General features: G+C 61.9%; 14 protein-coding genes. 2 read left to right on the forward strand and 12 right to left on the reverse strand.

Annotation, left to right across the window (positions count from 1 at the left end; all coding sequences use genetic code 11):
- Positions 1 to 7 precede the first annotated feature (7 nt).
- From hutI to hutC, 6 genes are all read right to left on the reverse strand, one after another.
- Positions 8 to 1213, reverse strand: a complete 1206-nt coding sequence (gene hutI / locus ACK59L_RS16195; RefSeq protein ID WP_409274715.1) for an imidazolonepropionase — start codon at positions 1211 to 1213, stop codon at positions 8 to 10.
- A gap of 15 nt (positions 1214 to 1228) precedes the next feature.
- Complete coding sequence (locus tag ACK59L_RS16200) at positions 1229 to 2632, reverse strand: amino acid permease (protein ID WP_058639863.1); 1404 nt, start codon at positions 2630 to 2632, stop codon at positions 1229 to 1231.
- Positions 2633 to 2699: 67 nt separating this feature from the next.
- Positions 2700 to 4232, reverse strand: coding sequence for a histidine ammonia-lyase (hutH, locus tag ACK59L_RS16205; protein ID WP_409274718.1), 1533 nt, complete (start codon positions 4230 to 4232; stop codon positions 2700 to 2702).
- 97 nt (positions 4233 to 4329) lie between these two features.
- A complete protein-coding gene (gene hutU / locus ACK59L_RS16210; RefSeq protein ID WP_409274720.1) occupies positions 4330 to 6003 on the reverse strand; it encodes a urocanate hydratase in 1674 nt (557 codons plus the stop codon).
- Positions 6004 to 6138: 135 nt separating this feature from the next.
- The gene (locus ACK59L_RS16215) at positions 6139 to 6708 is read right to left on the reverse strand and encodes a HutD family protein (RefSeq protein WP_409274722.1); all 570 of its coding nucleotides are present in this window, start codon (positions 6706 to 6708) and stop codon (positions 6139 to 6141) included.
- Positions 6705 to 7415 carry a histidine utilization repressor gene (hutC, locus tag ACK59L_RS16220; RefSeq protein ID WP_196128538.1) on the reverse strand — a complete coding sequence of 237 codons (711 nt, stop codon included), beginning with the start codon at positions 7413 to 7415 and terminating at the stop codon, positions 6705 to 6707. Before hutC ends, ACK59L_RS16215 begins: the two co-directional genes overlap by 4 nt.
- Positions 7416 to 7558: 143 nt before the next feature.
- Here hutC and ACK59L_RS16225 point away from each other — a divergent pair, with 143 nt between their 5' ends.
- A complete protein-coding gene (locus ACK59L_RS16225) occupies positions 7559 to 8923 on the forward strand; it encodes a formimidoylglutamate deiminase (RefSeq protein ID WP_409274724.1) in 1365 nt (454 codons plus the stop codon).
- A 103-nt stretch (positions 8924 to 9026) separates the two neighbouring features.
- On the opposite strand, the gene ACK59L_RS16230 is transcribed toward ACK59L_RS16225, so the two are convergent.
- The 5 genes from ACK59L_RS16230 to ACK59L_RS16250 form a co-directional block, all read right to left on the reverse strand.
- Complete coding sequence (locus tag ACK59L_RS16230; RefSeq protein WP_058604264.1) at positions 9027 to 9599, reverse strand: lipocalin family protein; 573 nt, start codon at positions 9597 to 9599, stop codon at positions 9027 to 9029.
- Complete coding sequence (bamE, locus tag ACK59L_RS16235) at positions 9596 to 9850, reverse strand: outer membrane protein assembly factor BamE (RefSeq protein ID WP_058604263.1); 255 nt, start codon at positions 9848 to 9850, stop codon at positions 9596 to 9598. Before bamE ends, ACK59L_RS16230 begins: the two co-directional genes overlap by 4 nt.
- Positions 9851 to 10161: 311 nt before the next feature.
- On the reverse strand, positions 10162 to 10758 hold the full coding sequence (locus ACK59L_RS16240; RefSeq protein ID WP_409274726.1) for a DUF924 family protein: 597 nt from the start codon (positions 10756 to 10758) through the stop codon (positions 10162 to 10164).
- Positions 10759 to 10761: 3 nt separating this feature from the next.
- Complete coding sequence (locus ACK59L_RS16245) at positions 10762 to 11772, reverse strand: class 1 fructose-bisphosphatase (protein ID WP_023532920.1); 1011 nt, start codon at positions 11770 to 11772, stop codon at positions 10762 to 10764.
- A 242-nt stretch (positions 11773 to 12014) separates the two neighbouring features.
- Positions 12015 to 14465 (reverse strand): glycogen/starch/alpha-glucan phosphorylase, encoded by a 2451-nt coding sequence (locus ACK59L_RS16250; RefSeq protein WP_196135561.1) that lies wholly within the window; start codon positions 14463 to 14465, stop codon positions 12015 to 12017.
- A gap of 185 nt (positions 14466 to 14650) precedes the next feature.
- Between ACK59L_RS16250 and ACK59L_RS16255 the strand changes: the two genes are divergently transcribed.
- A complete protein-coding gene (locus ACK59L_RS16255) occupies positions 14651 to 15055 on the forward strand; it encodes a YkgJ family cysteine cluster protein (protein WP_016712459.1) in 405 nt (134 codons plus the stop codon).
- A gap of 440 nt (positions 15056 to 15495) precedes the next feature.
- Here the strand turns inward: ACK59L_RS16255 and ACK59L_RS16260 are convergent, their stop codons facing one another.
- Positions 15496 to 16044 (reverse strand): hypothetical protein, encoded by a 549-nt coding sequence (locus ACK59L_RS16260; RefSeq protein WP_409274729.1) that lies wholly within the window; start codon positions 16042 to 16044, stop codon positions 15496 to 15498.
- Positions 16045 to 16148: the final 104 nt, after the last annotated feature.

The raw sequence follows: 16148 nt of genomic DNA on the forward strand, positions 1-16148 counted from the left end.
GCCTCGCTCAGATATCACGTTCATGGCCGCCGCGCACCACGCGCTTGGGCAGGTCGCCGCCAAGCCAATAGGCCAGGTCGGCAGGGCGTTCTATTTGCCAGGCAACGAAGTCCGCGGCCTTGCCCGCTTCAAGGGTGCCATGGCTGCTTCCCATGCCCAGCGCGTGCGCCGCATGGGTGGTGACACCGGCAAGGGCCTCTTCAGGCGTCATGCGCATCAGGGTGCAGCCCATGTTTAGCATTAGCCGCAGCGACAGGCCCGGCGAAGTGCCCGGGTTCAGGTCGCTGGCCAGGGCGATTTTCACGCCGTGCCGGCGCAGGGCGTCCATTGGCGGAAGCTGGGTTTCGCGCAGAAAGTAGAACGCGCCGGGCAGCAAGACGGCCACGGTGCCAGCCGCTGCCATGGCCATGGCGTCTTCTTCGGTCATGAATTCCAGGTGATCGGCCGACAGTGCCTGGTAGCGGGCAGCCAGGCTGGAGCCGTGCAAGGAGGACAATTGTTCCGCGTGCAGCTTGACCGGCAAACCCAATTGCTGCGCCTTGATGAACAAGCGTTCAACCTGTGCGGGTGAGAAGGCCAGGTGTTCGCAGAAGGCATCCACCGCATCCACCAGCCCTTCTGCTGCCAATGCCGGCAGCATGTCATTGCAGATGTGGGCAATGTACTCGTCGCTGCGTTCGGTGTATTCCGGTGGCAAGGCGTGGGCTGCCAGACACGTGGCCCGAACCGTGATACCCAGCTCGTCACCCAGACGTCGGGCTACACGCAGCATCTTGCGCTCGTTGGCCAGGTCCAGGCCGTAACCGGACTTGATCTCCAGGGTGGTCACGCCATCGCGCATCAACGCCTGGACGCGCTGCTGGGCGTTGGCGAACAGCATGTCTTCACTGGCGGCGCGGGTGGCCCTCACGGTACTGGCAATACCCCCGCCCTGCGCGGCGATCTCGGCATAGCTCACACCTTGCAGCCGCTGTTCGAACTCGCCGCTGCGGTTGCCGCCGAATACCGCGTGCGTGTGGCAATCGATCAGCCCGGGGGTTACCCAGGCGCCACCCAGGTCCACCGTCTGCTCGGTGCCTTCGACTGCCCAGTCGGCACGTGGGCCGATCCACAGGATTCGCCCACCACCGGTCACGATGGCGGCGTCTTCGATGATCGAATAACGGCCTTCGGCCATGGTTGCCACATGGCAGTGCTGCCAGAGGGTTTTCATGCAGGTTCTCCTTTGCTAGCGATGCAGCTCGGCGGCTTCGGCCACTGGCGCGCCCTGCCCTGTCCGCGGCTTGCACCACAGCAGGTAGGACGCCACCAGAAAGACCAGCCAGACCATGCCGACCAGCAACGCCGCCTGGGTGTCGGGGAAATAGCCAAGCACACCGAAGACAAAGACCATGAAGGCAATGGCCAACGCCGGCCCCCAGGGCCAGAACGGTACCGGGAACTTGAGCTCGGCCATCTGCTCACGGCTCATGCTGCGCCGCATCGCCACTTGAGTGATGAGGATCATCAGCCAGACCCAGACGGTGGCGAAGGTGGCGATCGAGGCGATCAGCAGAAACACGTTTTCGGGGATCAGGTAATTGAGCAGTACGCCAACCAGCAGCGCTGCCCCCATGACCAGTACCGTCATCCACGGCACGCCATGCCTGGACAGCCGGCTGAAGCCCTTGGGGGCATGCCCCTGCTGGGCCAGACCATACATCATGCGGCCCGCACCGAAGATATCGCTGTTGATGGCCGAAACGGCCGCGGAGATCACCACCACGTTCAGCACCGCAGCCGCAGAGCCGATCCCCAGGTTGCTGAAGATCTGCACGAAAGGGCTGCCCTGGCTGCCAATCTGCGGCCAGGGGTACAGGCACATCAACACGAACAGGGTGAGTACATAGAACAGCAGGATGCGCAGGGGCACGGCGTTGATCGCCTTGGGAATCACCCGTTGCGGATCCTTGGCCTCGCCTGCGGTCACCCCGATGATCTCGATGCCGCCGAAGGCGAACATCACCACTGCGAACGAGGCGATCAGCCCGGCGACACCGTTAGGCATGAAACCACCATGGTCGAACAGGTTGCCCAGGCCCACGGCCTGCCCGCTGCCCACCTGGCTGAAGCCGAACGCCATGATGCCCAGGCCCGCCAGGATCATGGCCACGATCGCCCCCACCTTGAGCAAGGACAGCCAGAATTCCAGCTCGCCGAACACTTTGACGTTGCACAGGTTGAGCGCGCCGATGAACAAGACGATGCCCAGCACCCATGTCCAGCGGGCGACCTCCGGGAACCAGAAGCCCATGTAGATACCGAACGCCGTCACGTCGGCAATGGCGACGATGACCATCTCGAACGCGTAGGTCCAGCCGAGGATGAAGCCGGCCATGGGGCCCAGGTAGGTGCTGGCATAGTGACCGAACGAGCCGGCCACGGGGTTGTGTACGGCCATCTCGCCCAATGCCCGCATGACCATGAATACCGCTGCGCCGCCAATCAGGTAAGCCAGCAATACCGCCGGGCCGGCCATCTGGATGGCCGAGGCCGAGCCATAGAACAGGCCGGTACCGATAGCCGAGCCGAGGGCCATGAAACGAATGTGGCGGGCAGTCAGCCCGCGCTTTAGACCTTGTGCAGGTTGCATGTCACGTCCTTGAATTGTTTTTGTGGTCGTGAGATCCGGGGGCCGCCACCAAAGGCCCCCAAGGGCATTACAGACTCGGGAGCACATCCGCTGGCAACAGCGCGGTCAGGCTGCCTTCGGCCAGCAGGTGCACGGCCTTTTCGATGTCCGGTGCAAAGAACCGGTCGCGGTCGTAGTGCGGCACTTCACGGCGCAACGCCTGGCGTGCTTGTTCAAGCTTGGCGGAGGTCTTGAGCCCCTTGCGCAGATCCAGGCCCTGGCAGGCGCCCAACCATTCGATCGCCAGCACGCCCCGGGTATTTTCGGCCATTTCCCATAGACGTTTGCCGGCAGCCGGAGCCATTGACACATGGTCCTCCTGGTTGGCGGAGGTCGGCAGACTGTCGACGCTGTGGGGGTGCGACAGGGCCTTGTTCTCGCTGGCCAGGGCAGCGGCGGTGACTTGGGCGATCATGAAGCCCGAGTTGACCCCACCGTTCTCCACCAGGAAAGGCGGCAGCTGGGACATGTGCTTGTCCATCATCAGCGAGATGCGGCGCTCGCTCAACGAGCCCATTTCGGCGATGGCCAAGGCGATGTTGTCGGCGGCCATCGCCACCGGCTCGGCATGGAAATTACCCCCTGAAACCACGTCGCCTTCGGCGGCGAACACCAAAGGGTTGTCCGACACAGCATTGGCCTCGACGCCGAGCACCTCGGCAGCCTGGCGCAGTTGGGTGAGGCAGGCGCCCATCACTTGTGGTTGGCAGCGCAGCGAGTAAGGATCCTGGACCTTGTCGCAGTTCTGGTGCGAGAGCGATACCTCGCTGGTGTCCCCCAGCAGGTCCCGGAAGCAGGCAGCGGTGTCGATCTGCCCGCGCTGGCCGCGCACTTCATGGATACGGGCATCGAAGGGCGAGCGCGAACCAAGGGCAGCTTCCACGCTGAGCGCGCCGCAGGTGACCGCGGCGGCGAACAGGTCCTCGCCATGGAATAGCCCGCGCAGGGCATAGGCCGTGGAGGCCTGGGTGCCATTGAGCAGGGCGAGCCCCTCTTTGGCGGCCAGGGTCAACGGCTCAAGGCCGGCGATGGCCAGGGCCTCGGTAGCCGCAAGCCACTGGCCCTTATAGCGCGCCTTGCCCTCCCCCAGCAGTACCAGGGACATGTGGGCCAGCGGCGCGAGATCACCGGAAGCGCCGACCGAGCCTTTGAGGGGGATGTGAGGATAGACCTCGGCGTTGACCAGCGCGATCAGCGCGTCGATGACCTTGCGGCGAATACCGGAAAAACCGCGGCTCAGGCTGTTGATCTTCAGCACCATGATCAATCGGACCAAAGCGTCATCGAGCGGCGCGCCGATCCCGGCAGCATGGGACAGCACCAGCGAACGCTGCAGGTTTTCCAGGTCGTGGCTGGCGATGCGGGTCGATGCCAGCAGCCCGAAACCTGTGTTGATGCCATAGGCGGTACGGTCCTGCGCGATGATCTGTTCGACGCAGGCCACGCTGGCATCGATGGCCGGGCCGGCGCTGGCGTCGAGCTGAAGCCGTACTGGGCCTGCATGCACAGTGCGCAGTTGCGCCAGGGTCAGGCAGCCGGGCTTGAGGGTAAGTTCGGTCACGTTGCTACTCCAGTTCGCGAGGCATGGCAGGCAGCGCCAGCCCGCCTCTTCTTGTTGTTGAGTATCACCTTGTGGGGGGCATTGCAGAGAACATTGATCAGCCGGTGATCATCGGCAGGTCCAGCCCCTGCGCTTGCGCGCACTCAATGGCGATAGCGTAACCGGCATCGGCGTGACGCATGACACCGGTGCCTGGATCGTTGGCCAGCACGCGAGCAATACGGGCCGCTGCCTCGTCGCTGCCATCACAGACGATGACCATCCCCGAATGCTGGGAGAAGCCCATGCCGACACCGCCGCCATGGTGCAGCGACACCCAGGTGGCACCGCTGGCGGTATTGAGCAGCGCATTGAGCAATGGCCAATCGGAGACCGCGTCGGAGCCATCGCGCATGGCCTCGGTTTCGCGGTTGGGGCTGGCTACCGAACCCGAATCGAGGTGGTCGCGTCCGATCACGATCGGTGCCGACAGCTCACCACTGCGCACCATTTCGTTGAACGCCAGGCCCAGCTTGGCCCGCAGCCCCAGCCCTACCCAGCAGATGCGGGCCGGCAAGCCTTGGAAGCTGATGCGCTCGCGGGCCATGTCCAGCCAGCGGTGCAGGTGGGCGTCATCGGGGATCAGTTCCTTGACCTTGGCATCGGTCTTGTAGATGTCTTCGGCATCGCCCGACAACGCTGCCCAGCGGAAGGGGCCGATGCCGCGGCAGAACAGCGGGCGAATGTAAGCCGGCACGAAACCTGGGAAATCGAACGCGTTGGCCACGCCCTCGTCCTTGGCCATCTGGCGGATGTTGTTGCCGTAGTCGAAGGTGGGGACGCCCTGCTGCTGAAAGTCGAGCATGGCCTGCACATGCACGGCCATCGATTGCTTGGCCGCCTTCACCACGGCTACCGGGTCGGTCTGGGCGCGGTCGCGGTACTGCTCCCAGGTCCAGCCGGCAGGCAAGTAGCCGTTGAGCGGGTCATGCGCGCTGGTCTGGTCGGTGACCATGTCTGGCCGCACCCCGCGCCTGACCAACTCAGGCAGCACTTCGGCTGCGTTGCCATGCAAGGCAATGGAAATGGCCTTGCCTTCGGCGGTGTAGCGGGCGATGCGCGCCAGCGCGTCGTCCAGGTCCGTGGCCTGCTCATCGACATAGCGGGTTTGCAGGCGGAAATCGATACGGCTTTGCTGGCACTCGATGTTCAGCGAGCAAGCCCCGGCCAGGGTCGCGGCCAATGGCTGAGCCCCACCCATGCCGCCCAAGCCTGCGGTCAGCACCCACTTGCCCTTCAGGCTGCCGCCATAGTGCTGGCGACCCGCCTCGACGAAGGTTTCGTAAGTGCCTTGTACGATGCCCTGGCTGCCGATGTAGATCCAGCTGCCCGCGGTCATCTGGCCGTACATGGCCAGGCCCTTGGCGTCGAGTTCGTTGAAGTGCTCCCAGCTGGCCCAGTGAGGGACCAGGTTCGAGTTGGCAATCAGCACGCGCGGGGCATTGCTGTGGGTCTTGAACACGCCGACCGGCTTGCCGGACTGGACCAGCAAGGTTTCGTCGTCTTCCAGACGGGTCAGGGTTTCAACGATCTTGTCATAGCAGTCCCAGTTGCGCGCGGCCCGGCCGATGCCACCGTACACCACCAGCTCCTTGGGGTTTTCGGCGACCTGCGGGTCGAGGTTGTTCATCAACATGCGCAGTGGCGCTTCAGTCAGCCAGCTTTTGGCAGTGAGCGTATTGCCACGCGGGGCACGGATTTCAACGTCACGGTATTTGTTGTTGTCGGTCACGGGAATGTCCTTTGCGGTCGGCTGCAGCAGATGTGTCGATGAGCAATACAAACACATCTTTACTTGTATGTACAAGCATGGACAAGTGAAATTCTCAAACCGTGTCGCTGCAAGCGATGCCAGCCCAGGGTCAGCTCAACGGGGATCGAGTTCGATCAGGCAGCACCGCCCCTGTACGTCCAACGCCAGCAACGCTTCGTTGCCTTCGAGTTGCAGGCAGTCATGCTGCTCCAATTGCAGGGCCTGTTGCTCCGTCTGAACTTCTACCGCTTGGCTGCCGGCAAACAGCAGCACGGTCGAAGCCGAGGTGTGCACACGATTGAAACCTTCCAGCCATTGCAAGCGTGCCCGATAGCGCTGCGGTGCATAGATGAGGTTGAAATCGCGAATCGGCCCGCCGATCAGTTGGCAATCGACCTCGCTTGCCCCATCGAATGCAAACCCGTCGAATGGCAGCAACGGCCGGCTGGGTTGGCCGTCTACCAACAGACGCATGCCATCGCCCTGCAGCACGGTGATGATCCGCTGGTAGCCGGCGAAGCTCGAAAAGGCACCCGACGCCTGGATATCGGCAATCGACAGGCGCCAGCCGAAACCGTCCAGGCCCTGGCCTTGGTCACGGGCGATTTCCTCGGTGAAGCCGCCGCCGTTCTTCCAGGCCATGCGCGGGTAGCCCCGCGCCTGCAACACTTGCACTCGGCTCATTTGCCAAAACGTCCTTCCAGGCGGTGGCGCGAACCGGGGTGAATCAGCCGCGCGGCCGTGACCGGCTGGCGCCCGGACCAGGTACGGCGGCGGATGAGCAGGCATGGCTCGCCGCGTTCGATTTGCAGGAGCTGGCACTCCTCGGGCTCTGCCAGGATCGCCTCGACCACATGCTCACCCTCTGTCAGCGGGGCTACCTGGGACAGATAGGCATAAGGCGTCTGACGGGTGAAGTCCTGCAGCAGATAGTCGGGCGCCACGGCCGCGTTGACGTAGCGATCCTCGATCTGCACCGGGGTATCGTTCTCGAAATGCACGATCAGCGAATGAAACACCCGCTGGCCTTCGCGCATGTTCAAGGCCAACGCTCGCTCGGAACCTGCCGCTTCCTCGGCAAGCACCACGACCTGACAACTATGCCGATGCCCACGCGCGGCGATTTCATCGGCGATGTTGTTTACTTCGAACAGCGCCGAGCGGCCTTTGGGTTCGGCTACGAAGGTGCCGACACCTTGCATGCGCACCAACAGCCCTTCGGCTGTGAGCTCGCGCAGGGCGCGATTGATGGTCATGCGGCTGAAGCCCAGTTGGCTGACCAGTTCGCTTTCCGATGGCACACGGTGATGCGGCGGCCAGCTACCGTCATCGATGTGCTGCTTGATCATCTGTTTGACCCGCGCGTACAGCGGCGCCGGGCCCTCGCCCATGGGGGCAACCAGCGCGTTGACAGGAGGTGTCGGCACGGCCAGGAATCCTTGTGCATAAGAAATGAGCATTAGCTTGCCGGAGTTTACCCGGCAGGCAAACGCCTGTATATGTATATACAACCTAACAAGAACAGGAGCCTGTAATGCCCGCCTATTTTGCCCAACGTGCCTTGTTGCCCTCAGGGTGGGCCCGCGATGTGCGCTTCGACGTCGGCGTGGACGGGTACCTGACGCGTGTTGAAGCCGACGCTTGCGCCGACGGCGCAGCGCATCTGGCGGGCCCCGTACTGCCCGGTATGCCGAATGTGCATTCCCATGCGTTCCAGCGCGCCATGGCCGGGCTTGCCGAAGTCGCCGGCGACCCCAATGACAGCTTCTGGACCTGGCGCGACCTCATGTACCGCCTGGTCGGGCAGATCACACCTGAGCAGTTGCAGGTCATCGCCCGCCAGCTCTACATCGAGATGCTCAAAGCGGGCTATACCGCGGTGGCGGAGTTCCATTACGTGCACCACGACCAGGCAGGCAATGCGTATGCAGACCCGACCGAGTTGTCTCGCCGGATCAGTGCAGCGGCCGCGCAGAGCGGTATCGGCCTGACCCTGCTGCCGGTGCTCTATAGCCATGCAGGCTTTGGCGGCCAGACGCCAAGCGATGGCCAACGCCGGTTCATCCAGTCCACCGACCACTACCTGCAACTGCAGGCGCGACTGGCGCCGCTGCTGGCCGCGCAACCGGCGCAGAGGCTGGGCTTGTGCTTTCACTCGCTGCGGGCCGTGACGCCTGGGCAGATCGCCGAGGTGTTGGCGGCCAGTGACGATCAATGCCCGGTGCACATTCATATTGCCGAGCAGCAACGGGAAGTCGATGACTGCCTGGCCTGGAGCGGTCTGCGGCCCTTGCAATGGCTGTATGAACACGTGGCCGTGGATGAGCGCTGGTGCCTGGTACACGCCACCCACGCCCAGCCCGACGAAGTGACAGCCATGGCCCGCAGCGGCGCCGTGGCGGGATTGTGCCTGACGACCGAAGCCAACCTGGGCGACGGCATTTTCCCGGCTGCGGATTACCTTGCGCAGGGCGGGCGCCTGGGGATTGGTTCGGACAGCCATGTCTCGCTAAGCGTGGTCGAAGAGCTGCGCTGGCTGGAATACGGCCAACGCCTGCGCGACCAACGGCGCAACCGCTTGCATCGCCACGATCAACCCATGGTCGGGCGCACCTTGCTTGACGCTGCGTGGGCAGGGGGTGCACAGGCGCTGGGCCAGCCCATTGGCGAACTGGCCGTAGGCAAGCGCGCCGACTGGCTGGTGCTTGATGATCAAGACCCCTACATCGCCACAGCCGATGGCGACGGCATTCTCAATCGGTGGCTGTTTGCCGGCGGCGATCGCCAGGTGCGCGACGTGATGGTCAACGGACAGTGGGTGGTACGCCAAGGCCACCATCTGCAAGAGGAGCAAAGCCGGGTGGCATTCGCTCAGGTGCTGCGGCAGCTTTTGGCATGAAGGGATCGAGGCCGCGTAGTGGCGACCGCGATTCAAGCTGAGGCAGTACAGGAGAACCCGGTAGGCTTGACGCTCCTTTCAGCCCACCAGGCCTGCAACGTCCTCAGTGCATCTTGACGATCTGCTGATCGGAAGCTCGCCAGATCAACCGGCTGGTGTCGTAGCCCTGCTGGCGAGCCTTGGCCAGCAAGTGTTCGCGCTCCCAGGCCGGCAAGCTGGGCGTGCGTGACAGAATCCACAAGTACTTGCGGTCCGGGCTGCCGACGACCGCGGTGCGGTACCGCTCGTCCACATACAAGATCCAGTATTCACCCCTGGCAACGCCCGGGACCAGCCGTGTGAACCAGTTATCGAACTCGACCCACAGCCTGTCGGTATGCCCTGGCGCCTCGATATAGGCGCGGCCCTCGGCACGCAACCACTCGTCACCCAGGGTGCGGCAGCGGTTCAGCAGGCCGAACGACCCGTCGGGCCTTAGGTTGTAATGCGCCTCGGACTGTTCGCAACCGGCCTGATAGCGCATGGGCAAGCGTGCAAGCTCGTACCATTTGCCCTGGTAACGCTTGAGGTCCACCTGCCCCGCGGTCTTCGGTGCAAGCGGGTCGTTCATCGACCCCGCGCACCCGCCGAGCAAGAGGGTCAGGCACAGGCCCAACAGCAGACCGACAGCCCTCATTTGAGGCCCTGCCCGGAATACATCAAGACTTTGTTCGACGCGTACTGCACGCTGATGAAGCTACGTTCGTCCCCCCACGTGCAACTGCTCATGCCCAAAGCGCCCGAGCACTCGGTCGGCGTGCCGAGCAATTGCTCGACGTCGGCCTTGCTCATGCCAGCCTTGAGTTTGGAATAGTTTTCCTGATTGATCTTGCTGCAGGCGACAAGCACGACACACAGCGACAACAGGGCGAGGGAACGCAACGACATGAAGACACTCCTGAACGAGGGAGCAGGCGAGTGGCCTGCAGTGCCCTTCGACGGGAAAATGCCTCCCAGGTTCCCTGGTGGGCCTGCCCATGACTGCTACCGCTGATCGGGAAAACGGCTTATTCGAATGAGCCGTCAGGGGATGGGTGTGTTCTGTATGAGGTTTTACATGCTTGGGCCGGGTCTGAACCCTCGAGACGGAATCAGGCAGTAGCTGACACCGTTGGGGCCGCTGTGCGGCCCCAACGGTTTCAAGTCAATCGCATTAGCCCATGGAGGGCGGCCTCAGGCATTGGACGCAGAACGCCGCTTCAGAACCTGGAACCGGGCTCGAGCAGAAAGTCCATTTCTTCACTGGTACTGGGCCTGTCCAACGCCAGGTTGCGGTGCGGGAACCGGCCGAACCGCTCGATCACCCGCTGGTGCTGCTGGGCATAATCCAGAAAACCTTCGAACAACCGACGGTTGGCTTCAGGCTGCTCATCGAGCAGCACCTGGTAGCGCTCGACGGACATGTTCTGCCAGTCCAGCACTTCGGCATGTTCGAGCACCAGCAGCACGAATACCCGCTGGATCGGGAGCAACTGGTAATCCCAGTCCTTCTGCAACCCTTGCAGGGCAACCACTTGCGCACGCCGATCACCTTCGAACGCACGCGGCGTGTCGCGGTAGATCATGCGTGGCAACTGATCGAGCAGAAGCAGAAGCCCGAGCCAGCCCTGAGGGCTTTGCTGCCACTCGTCGAGCCCGCCAGCCAGCGCCTGTTCGACAAGCTCACCGAACAGCGCCTGAGCCTCGGCGTCGTGATGCTTGCCGAACCATTGGGCGCTCTTCTCGTCAGCCACGGCCTGGGCACTGGTGCCCCAACCGAACCACCATTCCAGCAAAGGCTGCCAAGGTGCGAGCATGACTTACTCCTTGTGGTAGGCGGTGACGCGCTCGACCTCTTCCTTCGAGCCCAGGATCACCGACACGCGCTGGTGCAGGCTTTCTGGCTGAATGTCGAGGATACGGTCGTAACCGTTGGTGGACGCGCCACCGGCCTGTTCGATGATGAACGACATCGGGTTGGCCTCATACATCAGGCGCAGCTTGCCCGGCTTGCTCGGCTCACGGGCATCGCGCGGGTACATGAACAGGCCGCCACGGGTCAGAATACGGTGTACGTCGGCCACCATCGAGGCGATCCAACGCATGTTGTAGTTCTTTTTCAGCGGGCCGGTCTCGCCTGCCAGCAACTCGCCCACGTAGCGCTGTACCGGGGCTTCCCAGTGACGCTGGTTGGACATGTTGATGGCGAATTCGGCAGTAGTTTCCGGAATACTGATGTTCTCGTGGGTCAGCACGAAGCTGCCCAGTTCGCGATCCAGGGTGAAGCCCTTGACGCCGTTGCCCAGGGTCAGGATCAGCATGGTTTGCGGGCCATAGATGGCATAGCCGGCCGCCACCTGCTCGGTACCCGGCTGCAGGAAGGCATTTTCGTTCAGGGTTTCGTTCTGGCTCAGGTACTCGTTGGGGCAACGCAGTACCGAGAAGATGGTGCCGACCGACACGTTGACATCAATGTTGGAGGAGCCGTCCAGCGGGTCGAAGACCAGCAGGTAGGCACCTTTGGGGTAGCGACCCGGAATCTGGTAGGCATTGTCCATTTCCTCGGACGCCATGCCGGCCAGGTGACCGCCCCATTCGTTGGCTTCGAGCAGGATGTCGTTGGAGATCACGTCCAGCTTCTTCTGGACTTCGCCCTGGACGTTTTCGGTGCCCATGCTGCCCAGCACGCCGCCAAGGGCGCCCTTGGACACGTGGTGGCTGATTTCCTTGCACGCACGCGCCACCACTTCGATCAGGAAGCGCAGATCGGCAGGGGTATTGTTGCTGCGGGTCTGCTCAATCAGATAGCGACTAAGGGTAACGCGGGACATGTATGGCTCCAACAGGATTGGGGATGGAAAACCCACGCAGTTTACAGGGAGAGCGGCGGGCTAGCGAGCGATGAGACTCGCCACGGCTGTCAGACGGCACAATGGATCGGGAGTTCAGCGCTCGCCAAGCCGATGGTCGGGCACCGGGCTGCCGGCCCCATCCTGGTGCCGGCCAGCCTGTGCTCATTACAGATGGCAACGCTGACGAGCCAGAGGGCGGTGACCCACTGGTCGTGCCTGTGTCAGTCCAGTGCCTTCCAGATCTCGGTCGCGTACTCGCGGATGGTCCTGTCCGACGAGAACCAGCCCATGCGTGCCGTGTTCAGCACAGCCATGCGCCACCACTGCTGCGGCTTGTGCCAGAGGTCTTCTACCCGTTGCTGAGCATCCCAATAGGCGTCGAAGTCGGCGCAGACCATGAAGCGGTCGTAGCCAATCAGGCCATCGATCAGACCGGTGTAACGCGAAGGGTCGTCCGAGGAGAACACGCCACTGCGGATGGCCTGCAACACATCGTTCAAGCGCCCGGAGGCCGCGATGGCAGCAGAGGCACCAAAATCGCCAGCGCGCTTGCGCGCCTCGACCTGCTGCGCCGTCAACCCGAAGATGAACATGTTGTCGGGGCCGACCTGCTCGCTCATCTCCACGTTCGCGCCATCGAGGGTGCCGATGGTCAGGGCGCCATTGAGGCCGAACTTCATGTTGCTGGTACCTGAGGCCTCGTAACCGGCAGTGGATATCTGCTCGGAAAGGTCCGCGGCCGGGATGATGCTTTCAGCCAGGCTGACGTTGTAATTGGGCAGGAACACCACCTTGAGCAGGCCGCGCACGGTGGGATCGTTGTTGACCACACGAGCGATGTCGTTGGTCAGCTTGATGATGAGCTTGGCCTGATGGTAGCTGGCCGCCGCTTTGCCCGCGAAGATCTTGACCCGTGGTACCCAGTGCGTACCCGGGTCGTGGCGAATGGCCTGGTACAACGCGACGGTGTGCAGCAGGTTGAGCAATTGCCGCTTGTACTCGTGGATGCGCTTGACCTGCACGTCGAACATCGCTTCCGGGTTCACCGTAACGCCCACCCGGTCCTGGATGATGCTCGCCAATGCACGCTTGCTGTGCAGCCGCTGCGCCGCGAACTGCTTGCAGAAACTGGCTTTGTCGGCGAACGGAACCAGCCCGGTCAGCAGCCGCTCAGGGTCGTCCAGAAGTTCCGGGCCCAATGCCTCCACCAGCATGCGGGTCAGCTGGGGGTTGGACTGGTAGAGCCAGCGGCGGAAGGTGATGCCGTTGGTCTTGTTGTTGATTCGCTGCGGGTACAGCTTGTGCAACTCGGAAAAGACCGTGCTTTTCATCAATTGGCTGTGCAGGGCCGACACGCCATTGACGCTGTGCGAGCCCAGGAAGGCCAGGTTGCCCATGCGCACCCGCCGGCCGTTGTCTTCTTCGATCAAGGACACAGCACGCAGCACGTCGAAGTCGTGCATGCCTTTGGCCCGCAACGAGTCGATATGGTAGGCGTTGATCAGGTAGATGATCTGCATGTGCCTGGGCAGCATGCGCTCCATCAATGCCACCGGCCAGGTTTCCAGGGCCTCGGGCAGCAAGGTGTGGTTGGTGTAGGCCAAGGTGCCCACGGTCAGTTCCCAGGCGGTATCCCAGGGGATCTGATGTTCATCGACCAGCAACCGCATCAGCTCGGCCACAGCAATGGAGGGGTGGGTATCGTTGAGCTGGATGGCCGCCGCATCGGGCAGGTTTAGCAAGTTATCGTGCATGTTAAGGTGCCGACGCAGCAGGTCTTGCAGCGATGCCGACACGAAGAAGTATTCCTGGCGCAGGCGCAGTTCCTGGCCAGCCTCGGTACTGTCGGCTGGGTACAGCACGCGGGAGATGCTTTCGGCGCGCGCCACCTCGGCAACGGCGCCCAGGTGGTCACCTGCGTTGAAGCGCTCCAGGTGCAGCTCTTCCAGCGCCCGTGCACGCCACAGGCGCAAGGTATTGACGCTGGAGCCTCGCCAGCCGACCACCGGCGTGTCATACGCCACCGCCCGGACGGTTTCGCTGGGTGACCACACCTGGCGCTGGTTGCCATGCGTGTCGCTGACCGTTTCGACGCTGCCACCAAAACTGATGGGGTAGATGACTTCGGCCCGCTCGAATTCCCATGGGTTACCGAAATCCAGCCAGTTTTCCGTCTGTTCCTGCTGCCAGCCGTCCACCATCGCCTGCCGGAACAGCCCGTGCTCGTAGCGGATACCGTAGCCATGCGCAGCAATGCCCAGCGTCGACATGCTTTCCATGAAGCATGCCGCCAGCCGGCCCAGGCCGCCGTTGCCCAACGCCGCGTCGGGCTCAAGCAGGCGAATGCGCTCCAGGTCCACGTCCAGGCCGTCCAGCGCTTCGCGCGCGATGTCCAGCAGGCCCAGGTTGCTCAGGCTGTCATAAAGCAGGCGACCGATCAGGAACTCCAAGGAGAGGTAGTACACCCGCTTCTGGCTGCGTCGGTAGGATTGCCGGGTATGGTCCATCCAGTGATCGACCATATGGTCGCGCGCGGCCAGGGCGATGGCTTCGAACCAGTCATGGTCGAAAGCATGCTCCGGGTCCTTGCCGACGGCATAGGTAAGTTTATCCAGCACTGCGGCGCGAAAATCCGCGACTTCAGCGTCACGCGCTTTGGGTTCCTGGGACATGCGTCATCCTCGGGGCAAGTGGACAAGAGCAGAAAGCAAATGTTGAGCCTAGTCGCTTCGACCGGCCGCAATCACCAGTGTTCGAGTATTTGCGCGGCAGCGTGCAACCGGTCATAAAATTGTTCATAAATTGAACAATTCCGGTATCATCGCGCGCCCTACACCGTGATCCACCTCATAAAACGATGAAAACGACCCTGATCGCCGCTGCCGAAGTCGACCGCCTGGAGACTTGGCAGCGCTATGCCAGCCACATGTGCGGCGGCTGCCACTCAACTTGCTGCACCTTGCCGGTGGAGGTCAAGATCAAGGACCTGATCCGCATCGGCGTGGTGGATGAATTCGAAAAAGACGAGCCGCCCAAAAACGTGGCCAAGCGCTTGCAGAAAGAAGGCATCATCGAACGCTTCAACCAGAAGTCGGGCATCTTCACCCTGACGCGCATGAGCAACGACGATTGCATGTATCTGGATCGTAAGAGCCGGCTGTGCACCATTTATGACAAGCGCCCCGACACCTGCCGCAACCATCCGAAGGTCGGGCCACGGCCGGGGTATTGTGCGTACAAGCCGAAGGTGGTTGGGCGGTAATCCGTTGCATACGCCGACCTCTCACCGTAAGCCTGCCCCCACAGGTTTCCACTGCTGACTGTGGATTCGGCCTGGGCGTTTTGATCGACCAGCGCGAGCCTCAGCTTTTCGCTGTCGTGATTGACGACCAGGGAGGTAGCAGCATCCGCCGCCGGCGTGATGTAACTCATGATAATTTCCAGCGTTGCGGCCATCTTTTGTTGCGCCTCAATCAGGGTATTTTCACTGCCATGACACCAGTCTTCAGTCGTGAAGTCCGCGAATAGCTATTGAAACCTGAAGCATCTTCAAAACTTCGAATAGAGGGAAATGGCCACTCATCCCTCGGCATGTTATTCACGGGTTGACTTGAAACTGGACAAACAAAACGCCCCCGGTCTTTCGAACGGGGGCGTTTTCATTACACCTGCAGGAGGAGCGAAAATGGCCCAGAATCCAAGTCAACCCTGAAGGCCAATCCCGCGCTGATGACGTGCAAGCATGACGACCGCAGCTACGGCAGTTCCTATTGATGCCAAGCAACCCAAAATTACCGTGGATCGAATCGATTCGTTATTCCAAAGCACGACCTGTTGACCAAGCCGATCGTCGTAGAGTATTCGTCCGTCCAATGTGGCAAGTTCACGCACCCTGCTGCCTTCATCCACACGCTCTACCGTGAGAACAACTTTTGAGTTGATACGAAGCCTCGACGCCTCATACAGCTCCCGATAGGTATAGATAGGTTTACCCTCACGCTTCCCATCCAGTTTGTACGCTACGCCAAAATGCACCAGCGAACGATTATGCTCCCAGCTGTCCGGATAACCGGACACCCTTCCCTCTATGACCATCAATCTAGACGCATCTGGAGCTGTATAAACCATCAATTGACTGAAATAAAGCGCAACACCTGCCAGCATCGTAACCACAACAATCGTGAGCAATTGGGCGCACTTTAATGAAGAGGACGACTTGAGCAGTTTAACGAAGCCGGAAAAAGAATGCACACGCTCCTCCCATTACGTTTAACAAACAGACTATTGAAGCACTTCAATGGTATCTCACCGCGCCACCTCGTCCGCCCCCAGGCGGAACAATTTCTATAGGACTT

It is taken from the genome of Pseudomonas sp. KCJK9111, from assembly GCF_046231935.1.
Classification (GTDB): Bacteria; Pseudomonadota; Gammaproteobacteria; order Pseudomonadales; family Pseudomonadaceae; genus Aquipseudomonas; species Aquipseudomonas parafulva_B.

Coding starts and splice junctions, on each gene's coding strand:
- ACK59L_RS16230 (WP_058604264.1), bottom strand. CDS start 9,599: ATGAGGGCTGTCGGTCTGCTGTTGGGCCTGTGCCTGACCCTCTTGCTC.
- ACK59L_RS16225 (WP_409274724.1), top strand. CDS start 7,559: ATGCCCGCCTATTTTGCCCAACGTGCCTTGTTGCCCTCAGGGTGGGCC.
- ACK59L_RS16215 (WP_409274722.1), bottom strand. CDS start 6,708: ATGAGCCGAGTGCAAGTGTTGCAGGCGCGGGGCTACCCGCGCATGGCC.
- ACK59L_RS16245 (WP_023532920.1), bottom strand. CDS start 11,772: ATGTCCCGCGTTACCCTTAGTCGCTATCTGATTGAGCAGACCCGCAGC.
- ACK59L_RS16240 (WP_409274726.1), bottom strand. CDS start 10,758: ATGCTCGCACCTTGGCAGCCTTTGCTGGAATGGTGGTTCGGTTGGGGC.
- hutC (WP_196128538.1), bottom strand. CDS start 7,415: ATGGGCGAGGGCCCGGCGCCGCTGTACGCGCGGGTCAAACAGATGATC.
- ACK59L_RS16255 (WP_016712459.1), top strand. CDS start 14,651: ATGAAAACGACCCTGATCGCCGCTGCCGAAGTCGACCGCCTGGAGACT.
- bamE (WP_058604263.1), bottom strand. CDS start 9,850: ATGTCGTTGCGTTCCCTCGCCCTGTTGTCGCTGTGTGTCGTGCTTGTC.
- hutI (WP_409274715.1), bottom strand. CDS start 1,213: ATGAAAACCCTCTGGCAGCACTGCCATGTGGCAACCATGGCCGAAGGC.
- ACK59L_RS16200 (WP_058639863.1), bottom strand. CDS start 2,632: ATGCAACCTGCACAAGGTCTAAAGCGCGGGCTGACTGCCCGCCACATT.
- ACK59L_RS16250 (WP_196135561.1), bottom strand. CDS start 14,465: ATGTCCCAGGAACCCAAAGCGCGTGACGCTGAAGTCGCGGATTTTCGC.